Source organism: Methylobacterium indicum (assembly GCF_001043895.1).
Classification (GTDB): domain Bacteria; phylum Pseudomonadota; class Alphaproteobacteria; order Rhizobiales; family Beijerinckiaceae; genus Methylobacterium; species Methylobacterium indicum.
The window spans coordinates 1-11,543 of sequence record NZ_JTHF01000067.1 but is presented as its reverse complement, the minus strand read 5'-3'; the positions used below and the strand labels follow the sequence as shown (position 1 = coordinate 11,543).

Here is an 11,543-nt window from a genome sequence, read left to right as displayed (position 1 = left end):
GCTGGATCCCGGATCTCCTTCCGCTGACGCTCCAGTCGTCCGGGAAAGGGAGAGGGTCGCGAAGAATCGGCACGAATAATTGGCTTGGCCATCATTCTCTGTCGTGTACCGTAAACATCATCGACGAGGCTGGCGAACCAGCCCACCCACCGGAGGAAACCAGACCCATGCTTCGCCTGTCCCTGTCCTCGGCCGCCATTCTCGCCCTGGCCGTTCCCGCCCTCGCCGCCGAGATCCCGATCGGCCATCTCGCCGACCAGAGCGGCGCCACCTCGGATGTCGGCGTGCCCTACGCCCAAGGGGTGGCCGACGCGCTCGCCTACGTGAACCGCAAGGGCGGCATCAAGGGCGAGAAGATGAACGTCGAGTCGGTCGATTACGGCTACCAGGTGCCGCGCGCCGTCGCGCTCTACAAGAAGTGGACCGGCGGGCGCGACAAGGTCGCGGCGATCCAGGGCTGGGGCACCGCCGACACCGAGGCCTTGTCGGCCTTCGTCACCAAGGACGAGATCCCGTACATCTCAGGGAGCTACGCTGCGCAGGTCAGCGACCCGACCGGCGCCAGCGGCAAGGCCAAGGCGGCGCCCTACAACTTCTTCTACGGCCCGTCCTACTCGGATGCGCTTCGCGCCATGCTGATGTGGGCCGCCGACGACTGGAAGGCCAAGGGCAAGACCGGCAAGCCGAAATACGTCCACATGGGCGGCAACCACCCCTATCCGAACTCGCCCAAGGAAGCCGGCGAGGCGATGGCGAAGGATCTCGGCTTCGAGGTGCTGCCGGCGATCGTCTTCGCGCTCGCTCCCGGCGACTACACCGCGCAGTGCCTCACCGCCAAGAACGCCGGGGCGAACTACGCCTATCTCGGCAATACCGGCGGCTCGAACATCTCGCTCTTGAAGTCCTGCAAGTCGGTCGGCACCGACATCCAGTTCATGGGCAACGTCTGGGGCATGGACGAGAACGCCGCCAAGGCGGCCGGCGAGGCAGCGAACGGCGTCGTCTTCCCGGTCCGCACCGCCGCGGTGAGCGGCAGCACCGCGCCCGGCATGGCGATGGCGGCCGAGATCTCGAAGGTTTCGGACGCCGCCGGTACCGCCTACCGGCCGGTGCACTACTACACTGGCATCTGCGCCGCCCTCTACATGACCGAGGCGCTCGCCTGGGCCAAGGACAACGGGGGCCTCGCCGGTCCCAACGTCCGCAAGGGCTTCTACCAGAAGAAGGACTGGGTGCCGGCCGGGATGGAGGGCGTCTGCGTCCCCTCGACCTGGTCGCCCACCGACCATCGCGGGATGATGGAGGTGCACATCTACCGCGCCAAGGTGTCGGGCCCGACCGACGGCGCGCTGCCCGACCTGATCAAGGCCGGCACGATCAAGCTCGAGCCGGTCAAGACCGTGACGCTGCCGCGCAAGAGCGAGTGGCAGGGGTGGTGAGAAGCACCTTCGCAGGCTGACCCGCCAATAGCCCTCCCCCCTCTGCGGGGGAGGGTGGCGAACGCAGTGAGCCGGGAGAGGGGAACGCGACGGTGCCGAACGTGGCGCTCGTCATCGCGCTCTCGACCTTTCCGGACGCGGCGTCCCCTCTCCCGGCCTGCTCCGCAGGCCACCCTCCCCCGCAGAGGGGGGAGGGAGAACAAGCGCCTGGAGCCATCCGATGTCGCAGGTCATGACCCTGGAGCGCCCGACTTCCGACGCCGCGCAGGCCCCTCTGCTCTCCTTGCGCAACGTCGAGGTCGTCTACGACGACGTGATCCTGGTTCTGCGGGGCCTGAGCCTCGACGTGCCGGCGGGCTCGATCACGGCCTTGCTCGGCGCCAACGGCGCCGGCAAGTCGACCACGCTGAAGGCCATCTCGGGCCTGCTGCGCTCGGAGGACGGCGAGGTTACCCGCGGCGAGATCGTGTTCGACGGCGCCCGCATCGACGGCATCGAGCCCGACAAGATCGTGCGCCGCGGCATCTTCCAGGTGATGGAGGGCCGCCGCATCGTCTCCGACATGACGCCGATGGAGAATCTGCGCCTCGGCGCCTTCTCGCGCCGCGACCGCGAGGTCGGCCAGGATCTCGAACGGGTGCTGACCTACTTCCCGCGCCTCAAGGAGCGCACGGGAGCCGCCGGCTACCTCTCGGGTGGCGAGCAGCAGATGCTGGCGATCGGCCGCGCCCTGATGGCCCGCCCCCGCCTGATCCTGATGGACGAGCCCTCGATGGGCCTCTCGCCGCTCCTGGTGAAGGAGGTCTTTTCGATCATCCGCCAGATCAACCGGGATCTGGGCGTCACCATCCTGCTCGTCGAGCAGAATGCCCGCGCGGCCCTGTCGGTGGCCGACCGCGGCTACATCATGGAGCAGGGCAAGGTGGTGCTCGACGGCACGGTCGAGGAGCTGCGCACCAACGAGGACGTGAAGGAATTCTACCTCGGCGGCGCCGGCGACCAGCGCAAGAGCTTCCGCAACCTGAAGAGCTTCAAGCGGCGCAAGCGCTGGATCTGAGGTGTCGCCCCGGGTGCCGCTCGGCGGCCCCGGAAGGAGGCGACGGAGTGCGCCGCCTCACCCCAGCCGTGCCAGCAGACGCTCCGCCCGGCGCAGGTGCGGCCGGTCGAACATCTCGCCGTCGATCCCGACGACGCCCATGCCGGGCGCCTCCGCGAAGGCGGCGGCGACCTTCCGCGCCTGGGCGATCGCCGCGTCGGTCGGCGTGAAGGCCTCGTTGATCACCGCGACCTGCGCCGGATGGATCGCCATCTTGCCGGTGAACCCGTCGCGCCGCGCCTCCCGGCACTCGCGGGCGAGCCCGTCGAGGTCGCGAAACAGGGCGTTGATGGTGTCGATCGCGTCGACCTCCGCGGCGGCCGCCGCCATCAGGGTCAGGTTGCGGGCGAGCACGAACGGCGCGGTCCAGGCGCCGTCCTCGCCCCGGTTGGTCTCGGCGCCGAGATCGGCGGAGAGATCCTCCGCCCCCCAGGTGATGCCGGAGAGCCGCCGGCTCGCTCCCGGCAGGCTCTGGAGTGCGAAGACGGCGCGGGCGGTCTCGGTGGCGATCGGCAGGATGCGGGTGGCGCCGTCCGGCAGCCCGTGTTCCGCCTCGTGGACGGCGAGGCGCGCGCCGAGCTGCCCCACGCTCGGGCCGCCCTCGGCCTTCGGCAGCATGATCCCGTCGGGCGCGTGCGGCATCACCGCGGCGAGGTCGTCCTCGGTGAGGCCGGTATCGAGGGCGTTGACGCGCACGTAGAGCCTGGGCCGGCCGGCGACGTCGCGCATCCGCGACAGGAAGCCGGCGGCGATTTCGCGGGCCTTGCCCTTCTCCGGCAGGGCCACCGAATCCTCGAGGTCGAGGATCAGGGCGTCGGCGCCGACTTCCAGCCCCTTCTCCTGCTTGCGGGGCGAGTCACCGGGGACGAACAGCAGGGAGCGCATCGGATCTCAGGCCTCGCTCGCGGGTCGCTTGCGCATCATCGCCTGGCGGCGGCATTCCGCCACCAGCGTGCCGTCCTGGTTATAGGCCCGGTGGATGAAGTCGACGATGCCGGCGGTGGGCCGCGAGCGCGATTCGCGCTTGGCGGCGACCTCCGTCGTCACGCTCACCGTGTCGCCCTCGAACAGGGGGGCGGGAAAGCGGGTCTCGGTCATGCCGAGATTGCCGATCGTGGTGCCGACGGTCGTGTCGTTGACCGAGATGCCGATCATCAGCCCGAGGGTGAACAGCGAGTTCATCAGCGGCCGGCCCCACTCGGTCTCGGTGGCGCAGAAATGCGCGTCGATGTGAAGCGGCTGCGGGTTCAGCGTCATGTTGGAAAACAGCATGTTGTCCATCTGCGTCACCGTCCGGGTGAGGCGATGGCGGAGCGTGGCGCCGACCTCGAAATCCTCGAAGTACAGCCCGCCGCGCGGATGGGTCGAAGCCGGAATCGTGCTCACGCGGCGTCCTCCGTGGTCAGGGTGATCAGGCGGGCGCCCTCGGCGACCTGCTGGCCGGCCTCCGCCGCCACCTCGGCGACGGTGCCGTCGCTGGGGGCGGTGAGCGCATGCTCCATCTTCATCGCCTCGACCACCGCGAGGCGCTGGCCGCGCACCACTGTGTCGCCGGGGGCGACCAGCACCGCGACGAGGCGGCCATGCATCGGCGCCTTGATGGTGCCGCCCTGGTCGATGTGGTCGAGATCGACCGCGAAGGGGTCGGGGGGGCTGAGCGCGATCTGCCGGCCCTCGGCGAGCACCAGCAGGCCGGGCGGAGCCTCCACCACCGGGACGGAATCGGGCTCGGGACCGGCCGTGCCGTACTCCACCGTGAGCCCGGCCGGACCCCAGTGCAGCACGGCCTCGGCGGGCTCGCCGTCGAGCACGAAGGGATAGGTCTGGCGCCGGGCCTCGCCGAGCTGAAACCCGTCCGCCGTGTCCCAGGGCGAGCCGGCGCCAGTGGGCCGGTCCCTCGTCACCAGGGCGCGGAGTCCGGCCCGGATCGCAGCGTCGCGGTGCGGGCTCGGTGCCGTCAGGGCCGCGAGATCGCGGTCGATGAAGCCGGTATCGAAGCGGCCTTCGCGAAAATCGTGCGACTCGGCCAGCGCCTTCAGGAAGGCGACGTTGGTCTTCGGCCCCGCCACCAGCGTGCGGCCGAGCGCACCGGCCAGCCGATCCAGCGCCTCGTCCCGGGTCGCGCCGTGGGCGATCACCTTGGCGATCATCGGGTCGTAGAACGGGGTCACTCGGTCGCCCGCCCGCACGCCGGTATCGACCCGGATGCCTTCGCCCGAGGGAAGCGTGAGCGCCCGCAGCGGGCCGGTCGAGGGCAGGAAGCCTTGATCCGGATCCTCGGCGTAGAGCCGGGCCTCGACGGCGTGGCCTTGGATCGCCAGACCCGCCTGATCGACCGGCAGCGTCTCGCCCGAGGCCACCCGGAACTGCCATTCGACGAGGTCGTGGCCGGTGATCGCCTCGGTCACCGGATGCTCGACCTGAAGCCGGGTGTTCATCTCCATGAACCAGAAGCCGTCGGGCCGCAGGCCCTCGCGGCCGTCGGCGATGAACTCGACCGTGCCGGCGCCGACATAGCCGACCGCCTTCGCCGCCTCGACGGCGGCCCGGCCCATGGCAGCGCGGACCTCGTCGGGCATGCCGGGGGCGGGCGCCTCCTCGATCACCTTCTGGTGGCGGCGCTGGAGCGAGCAATCGCGTTCGAACAGGTGCACGGCGTTGCCGTGGGCGTCGCAAAACACCTGGATCTCGACGTGGCGCGGCGAGAGCACGTATTTCTCGACCAGCACCCGCGGGTCGCCGAAGGCGTTCTGGGCTTCCCGCTGCGCGGAAGCCAGCGCATCGGAAAAGCCCTCCGGCCCCTCGACCCGGCGCATGCCCTTGCCGCCGCCGCCGGCCACCGCCTTGATCAGCACCGGATAGCCGATCGCCGCGGCTTCCGCGGCGAGGAAGTCGGGCTCCTGGCGGGCGCCGTGATAGCCCGGCACCACCGGCACGCCGGCCTTCGCCACCAGGGCTTTCGCGGCATCCTTCAGGCCCATGGCGCGGATGGCGGAAGCCGGGGGCCCGACGAAGACGATGCCGGCCTCCGCGCAGGCGTCGGCGAAGTCCGGCCGCTCCGACAGGAAGCCGTAGCCCGGATGGATGCTCTCGGCCCCGCTCGCGCGGGCGGCTTCGATGATGCGGTCGATGCGCAGGTACGAATCGGCGGCGGGGGCCGGGCCGAGCAGGAAGGCCTCGTCGGCGAGCGCGACGTGCATCGCGTCGCGGTCGGCCTCCGAGAAGACCGCGATGGTGCGCATCCCGAGGGCCCGGGCGGTGCGGATCACCCGGCAGGCGATCTCGCCGCGATTGGCGACGAGGACGGAGGCGAGGCGGCGTGTGGTCATGCTGTCCTCACATCCGGAACAGGCCGAACCGGGTCTCCGGCACCGGCGCGTTGAGGCAGGCCGAGAGCGAGAGGCCGAGCACCCGGCGCGTCTCCTCCGGCAGGATGATGCCGTCGTCCCACAGCCGCGCCGTGGCGTAGTAGGGCGAGCCCTCCTCCTCGAACCCGGCGCGGATCGGCGCCTTGAACGCCTCTTCCTCTTGAGGGCTCCAGGCGCCGCCCCCGGCCTCGATGTTGTCGCGCTTGACGGTGGCGAGCACGCTCGCCGCCTGCTCGGCGCCCATCACCGAGATGCGCGAGTTCGGCCAGGCGAACAGGAAGCGCGGCGAGTAGGCCCGGCCGCACATGCCGTAATTGCCGGCCCCGTAGGAGCCGCCGACGATCACGGTGAGCTTCGGCACCGCGGCGGTGGCCACGGCGGTCACGAGCTTGGCGCCGTTCTTGGCGATGCCCCCGGCCTCGACCTCGCGCCCGACCATGAAGCCGGAGATGTTCTGGAGGAAGATCAGCGGAATCCGGCGCTGGCAGCAGAGTTCGATGAAGTGCGCGCCTTTCAGCGCGCTCTCCGAGTACAGGATGCCGTTATTGGCGAGGATCCCGACCGGCATGCCGTGCAGCCGGGCAAAGCCCGTGACCAGCGTGGTGCCGTAGAGCCGCTTGAACTCGTCGAACTCCGAGCCGTCGACGAGGCGGGCGATGAGTTCGCGGGCGTCGTACTGCTTGCGCAGGTCCGTGGGCACCAGGGCGTCGAGGTCGCTCGCCCCGTAGGCCGGCTCGACGGAGGCCGCGATGTCGAGATCGGGCCGCTTGACGGTGTTGAGGCCCCCGACGATGCGGCGCAGGATGGCGAGCGCGTGGGCATCGTCGGTGGCGTAATGGTCGGCGACGCCCGACAGCCGGGCATGCACGTCGGCGCCGCCGAGGTCTTCCGCGCTCACCACCTCGCCGGTTGCCGCCTTCACGAGAGGGGGACCGCCGAGGAAGATCGTGCCCTGGCGGCGCACGATCACGCTCTCGTCCGACATCGCCGGCACGTAGGCGCCGCCGGCCGTGCAGGAGCCCATCACGCAGGCGATCTGCGGGATGCCGGCGGCCGACATCTGCGCCTGGTTGTAGAAGATGCGGCCGAAATGCTCGCGGTCGGGAAAGACTTCCGTCTGCTGCGGCAGGTTGGCGCCGCCGGAATCGACGAGGTAGAGGCAGGGCAGCCGATTCTGGAGCGCGATCTCCTGCGCCCGCAGGTGCTTCTTGACGGTGAGCGGGTAGTAGGTGCCGCCCTTGATGGTGGCGTCGTTGCAGACCACCATCACCTCGCGGCCGGCCACCCGGCCGATGCCGGTGAGGATTCCGGCGGCGTGGATCTCGTCGCCGTACATCCCGTGAGCGGCGAGGCCCCCGACTTCCAGGAACGGCGAGCCCGGATCGAGCAGGCGCAGCACCCGGTCGCGGGGCAGGAGCTTGCCGCGGGCGACGTGGCGCTCGCGGGCCCGCGCCGGCCCGCCGGCGGCGGCCTTGGCGCGGTGGCTCTTGAGGGCGGAGCGCAGCTCGCCCCAGGCGGCGCGGTTCTGCTCCGCCGCCCCGGAGGTGAGGTCGGCGCTGGTGGGGATGACCGGCATCGGCTCGAACCTCAGGCGGATTTGGTGAAGAGCTCGCGGCCGATCAGCATCCGGCGGATCTCGCTGGTGCCGGCGCCGATCTCGTAGAGCTTGGCGTCACGCAGCAGGCGCCCGGTCGGGTAGTCGTTGATGTAGCCGTTGCCGCCGAGGAGCTGGATCGCGTCGAGGGCGCATTGCGTCGCCCGCTCGGCGGCGTAGAGGATCGCGCCGGCCGCGTCCTCCCGGGTGGTCTCGCCGCGGTCGCAGGCCTGGGCCACCGCGTAGACATAGGCCTTGGCGGCGTTGGTCGAGACGTACATGTCGGCGAGCTTGCCCTGGACCAGCTGGAACTCGCCGATCGCCTGGCCGAACTGCTTGCGCTCGTGGACGTAGGGGATCACCACGTCGAGGCAGGCCTGCATGATGCCGAGCGGCCCCGCTGCCAGTACCGCGCGCTCGTAATCGAGGCCCGACATCAGCACGTTGACGCCGCGGCCGACCTGACCGAGCACGTTCTCTTCCGGGATCTCGCACTCCTCGAAGACCAGCTCGCAGGTATCCGAACCGCGCATCCCGAGCTTGTCGAGTTTCTGGGCGGTGGAAAACCCCTTCATGCCCTTCTCGACCAGAAAGGCCGTGATGCCGCGCGAGCCCGCCCCGGGGTCGGTCTTGGCGTAGACCACCAGCGTCTCGGCGACGGGGCCGTTGGTGATCCACATCTTGGAGCCGGTGAGGACGTAACGATCGCCCTTCTTCTCGGCGCGGGTCCGCATCGACACCACGTCCGAGCCGGCGCCCGGCTCCGACATCGCGAGCGCCCCGACATGCTCGCCGGAGATGAGTTTCGGCAGATACTTGCGCTTCTGCGCGTCCGAGCCGTTGCGGGTGATCTGGTTGACGCACAAATTCGAGTGCGCCCCATAGGACAGGCCGACCGAGGCCGAGGCGCGCGACACCTCCTCCATCGCCACGCAATGGGCGAGGTAGCCGAGGCCCAAGCCCCCATACTCCTCCTCGACCGTGATGCCGTGGAGACCCAGCGCCCCCATCTCGGGCCAGAGGTCGCGCGGGAAGGTGTTGGTGCGGTCGATCTCCTCGGCCCGCGGCGCGATCTTCTCCTGCGCGAAGCTGCGCACGCTGTCGCGGATCGCCTCGGCGGTCTCGCCCAGGCCGAAGTTGAATTCACGCGCGGCGTTCGGGATCATCGGCGCCTCCTCCCATTTTCCCCATTCATACGAACGATCGTTTTTTAAGACAAGCGGTCTCGGCCGTCCGCGCGACGCCCGAGCACCGATCCATTGAAACGCAGACGCGGCCCATATATCTTCCGATCATGCGGAAGAGTTATGACGGCAATCATGGCTGAACGGACCGACCTGCTCCGCCCACCGGAGGCGGCCTTCGTGTCCGGCATCGCCGTGAAGGCGGTCGACCGCGCGATCGACGAGCATGTGCTCCCGGAGGGTTTCTACGTATTCGACGACGGCCGCCGGCTCACGCCCGGTGCCTGCGTGATGATCGCCTTCTACCATGCGGCGGCCGACACCTTCACGCCGGGCCTCCGCAAGCACATCCTCACGCGCTTCGAGGATCGGCTGCGTCACGTCGAGTTTGCACAGTACCATGCGCTCTCGCGCCAGAACTGGACACTCGACGGAGAATACTGGAGCATCGATCTTGCACCGTTCCTCGCGCGCACCGCATGCGGCTACGAGCGGCTGTGCGAGGCCGAGGCTGAAGTGTCGCGCGACGCGGCAGTGATGAGCGGGGCCGAGGTGCTGCGTGGGACGCGTGTGCCCGTGCATGACGTCGCCGCGTCGGTGGGAGCCGGCGAATCGATCGGGCGCATCCGCGACGCCTACCCGTCGCTGACCGATCGCCAGATCGAACTCGCGGTCGTCTATGCCACCGCCCACCCGCTGCGTGGGCGGCCGCGCGGCACTGTCCTGCCCGCTGGTATTCGGCCCGTCGAGCGCAAGCGCGTGCCGCGCAAGACGGCCGGATGAAGTTTCTGATCGACGAATGCCTGAGCCAGCGCCTGACGACGATGGCGCGAGGCAGGGGATATGCGGAATCTTCGCACGTCCACTGGCTCGGCCTTGGTGGAATCCAGGACTGGACCCTGATCCGTCGCGCGGTGGATGAAGACTGGACGCTGGTGACGAAGAATTCCTACGATTTTCGCGGTCCTGCCGGTGCGCCGGGCAAGCCCGGTCTGCATGCGCTGCAGCCGATTCATGCCGGGCTCGTCTGCTTGAACGGCCCGCCCGGCATGAACCTCGCCCTGCAGGAGGAACTGTTTGATATCGTGCTCGATGAGATCGCTGCCCTCGGCGACGATCTGGTCAACCATGTGCTCGAGATCACGGCCGACGAGACGGACGTCGTGATCGAGCGCTATCCATTGTCAGTGACATGACCCGCGACGCGGTCTGTCGAGGTTCGAAGGCGATCCTTCGCAACCTCGAACTGACCGGGCCGCCGCCCCTAACCCCGCGCCACCGCCCGGGCGATCCGCCCGGCGCCGGGCCCGGCCGCCGCGGCATGGGTCGCCGCCCGCATCCGCGCCGCCCGGTGGCTCGCATGGGTGATGGCGATGGCGAGCGCGTCCGCGGCGTCCGCCGTGTCGGCGGTGGCCTTGGGCAGGAGGAAGCGCACCATGGCGCCGACCTGATCCTTCTCGGCGTGGCCGGCGCCGACCACGGTCTTCTTCACCAGGTTGGCGGCGTATTCGGCCACCGGCAGTCCGGCGAGCGCCGGCACCAGCAGGGCGACGGCGCGGGCGTGGCCGAGCTTCAGGGTCGCCTGCGCGTCCTTGTTGACGAAGGTTTCCTCCACGGCGGCCTCGTCGGGGAGCATCGTGGCGACGACCTTGGTCAGGCCCTCGTGCAGGCTGCACAGCCGGGTGGCGAGGTCGTCGTCGCCGTTCGACGTCACGGTGCCGCTCGCCACGAAGGCGAGGCGGGTGCCCGTCACGGTGATCAGGCCCCAGCCGGTGCGGCGCAGGCCCGGATCGATGCCCAGGATGCGGATCGGTTCGCTCATCGCCGCTCAGGTGTCCTTGCCGTGGGTGCGGGCGGCGCCCGCATCATGCCGAAAAACCGTCCCGGCGCGAAGAGCGCCGGTGTCTAGCCGGGAAAAAGCCGCGCCGCCAGCATGGGACGTTCCGTGAACATGCCTGAAGCACCCTTGCGCCCGAGACCTTGACGAATCGTCACCGTGGGGTGCGTGGTGACCTTATGTCACTCGATCTCGCCGCGCTGCTCCCGCTCGATGCCCGGGCCGCCACCCTGTTCCTCGCCGCGCTCGTCGGCGGGCTGGTGCGCGGCTTCACCGGCTTCGGCTTCGCGATGGTGTTCGTGCCGGTGGCCGCCGCTGCCGTCGGCCCGGCGGCGGCGGTCGGGCTGATCTGGGTGGTCGACGCACCGTTCTCGCTGTGGTTCGGCGCCCGCTCCGCCCCGCGGGCGGTCTGGCGCGAGGTGGTGCCGCTGCTGATCGGCTCCACCCTCCTGCTGCCGGTCGGCGTGCAGCTCCTCACCCATCTCGATCCGACGCTGACCCGCTGGATCACCGCGGGCGCGATCCTGCTGGCGCTCGCCGCGCTCATCTCGGGCTGGCGCTACAAGGCGGACCCGTCGCTGCCGCTGTCGCTCGCGACAGGGGGCGCCTCGGGCCTGGCGAGCGGCTTTGCCGCGCTTGGCGGCATGCCGCTCGCGGTGTTCTGGCTCGCCAGCCAGCGCGCCTCCGCGCGTCAGGTGCGCGACAACCTGATGGCGTATTTCGGCCTCTCGACCCTGATCTCGGGTGTCGTGTTCACGGTGACCGGCGTGCTCACCGGTCCCCGCTTCGCGGAGGCGGTGCCGCTGCTCCTGCCCTACGGCCTGGGCCTCTGGGTCGGCTCGCACGGCTTCCACCGCGCCTCCGACCGGATGTTCCGCACGGTCGCCTACGCGGTGATCCTGGTGGCGGTCTGTTTGGCGTTGCCGCTGCGCTAGAGCGCTTCACGATCGCGTTGCAATCGCGAAGCTCTCTAAGTCTTTGTTTTGCCGCATTTTCTTTGACGAACCGGCATCCACTTCGTCGGA

Annotated in this window: 11 protein-coding genes; 5 read left to right on the top strand and 6 right to left on the bottom strand. The window is 69.8% G+C overall.

All coding sequences use genetic code 11. The features are described 5' to 3' along the window. Window positions 1-167 precede the first annotated feature (167 nt). Both QR78_RS08510 and QR78_RS08505 read left to right on the top strand, forming a co-directional pair. A complete protein-coding gene (locus QR78_RS08510; RefSeq protein ID WP_048427075.1) occupies window positions 168-1,439 on the top strand; it encodes an ABC transporter substrate-binding protein in 1,272 nt (423 codons plus the stop codon). A 220-nt stretch (window positions 1,440-1,659) separates the two neighbouring features. Then, the gene (locus tag QR78_RS08505) at window positions 1,660-2,496 is read left to right on the top strand and encodes an ABC transporter ATP-binding protein (RefSeq protein WP_048427074.1); all 837 of its coding nucleotides are present in this window, start codon (window positions 1,660-1,662) and stop codon (window positions 2,494-2,496) included. 57 nt (window positions 2,497-2,553) lie between these two features. Here the strand turns inward: QR78_RS08505 and QR78_RS08500 are convergent, their stop codons facing one another. From QR78_RS08500 to QR78_RS08480, 5 genes are read right to left on the bottom strand one after another with little or no spacing between them, the layout of a single operon-like run. Further along, a complete protein-coding gene (locus tag QR78_RS08500; RefSeq protein WP_048427073.1) occupies window positions 2,554-3,420 on the bottom strand; it encodes an HpcH/HpaI aldolase/citrate lyase family protein in 867 nt (288 codons plus the stop codon). A 6-nt stretch (window positions 3,421-3,426) separates the two neighbouring features. Beyond that, window positions 3,427-3,921 (bottom strand): MaoC family dehydratase, encoded by a 495-nt coding sequence (locus tag QR78_RS08495; protein WP_048427072.1) that lies wholly within the window; start codon window positions 3,919-3,921, stop codon window positions 3,427-3,429. Further along, window positions 3,918-5,864 (bottom strand): acetyl-CoA carboxylase biotin carboxylase subunit, encoded by a 1,947-nt coding sequence (locus QR78_RS08490; RefSeq protein WP_048427071.1) that lies wholly within the window; start codon window positions 5,862-5,864, stop codon window positions 3,918-3,920. The genes QR78_RS08495 and QR78_RS08490 overlap by 4 nt, the downstream gene beginning before the upstream one ends. Window positions 5,865-5,871: 7 nt before the next feature. Next, entirely contained in the window at window positions 5,872-7,479 is a 1,608-nt protein-coding gene (locus QR78_RS08485) for a carboxyl transferase domain-containing protein (protein ID WP_048427070.1), read from the bottom strand. Window positions 7,480-7,490: 11 nt separating this feature from the next. After that, a complete protein-coding gene (locus QR78_RS08480) occupies window positions 7,491-8,663 on the bottom strand; it encodes an isovaleryl-CoA dehydrogenase (RefSeq protein ID WP_048427069.1) in 1,173 nt (390 codons plus the stop codon). Between the two features lie 153 nt (window positions 8,664-8,816). Here QR78_RS08480 and QR78_RS08475 point away from each other — a divergent pair, with 153 nt between their 5' ends. Continuing rightward, window positions 8,817-9,464, top strand: a complete 648-nt coding sequence (locus QR78_RS08475) for a DUF433 domain-containing protein (RefSeq protein ID WP_048427076.1) — start codon at window positions 8,817-8,819, stop codon at window positions 9,462-9,464. Further along, window positions 9,461-9,877, top strand: coding sequence for a DUF5615 family PIN-like protein (locus QR78_RS08470; protein ID WP_048427068.1), 417 nt, complete (start codon window positions 9,461-9,463; stop codon window positions 9,875-9,877). Before QR78_RS08475 ends, QR78_RS08470 begins: the two co-directional genes overlap by 4 nt. Before the next feature lie 68 nt (window positions 9,878-9,945). Here the strand turns inward: QR78_RS08470 and ruvC are convergent, their stop codons facing one another. After that, window positions 9,946-10,503, bottom strand: coding sequence for a crossover junction endodeoxyribonuclease RuvC (gene ruvC / locus QR78_RS08465; protein ID WP_048427067.1), 558 nt, complete (start codon window positions 10,501-10,503; stop codon window positions 9,946-9,948). Window positions 10,504-10,697: 194 nt separating this feature from the next. Between ruvC and QR78_RS08460 the strand changes: the two genes are divergently transcribed. Continuing rightward, a complete protein-coding gene (locus QR78_RS08460) occupies window positions 10,698-11,453 on the top strand; it encodes a sulfite exporter TauE/SafE family protein (RefSeq protein WP_048427066.1) in 756 nt (251 codons plus the stop codon). The last annotated feature ends 90 nt before the right edge of the window (window positions 11,454-11,543 follow it).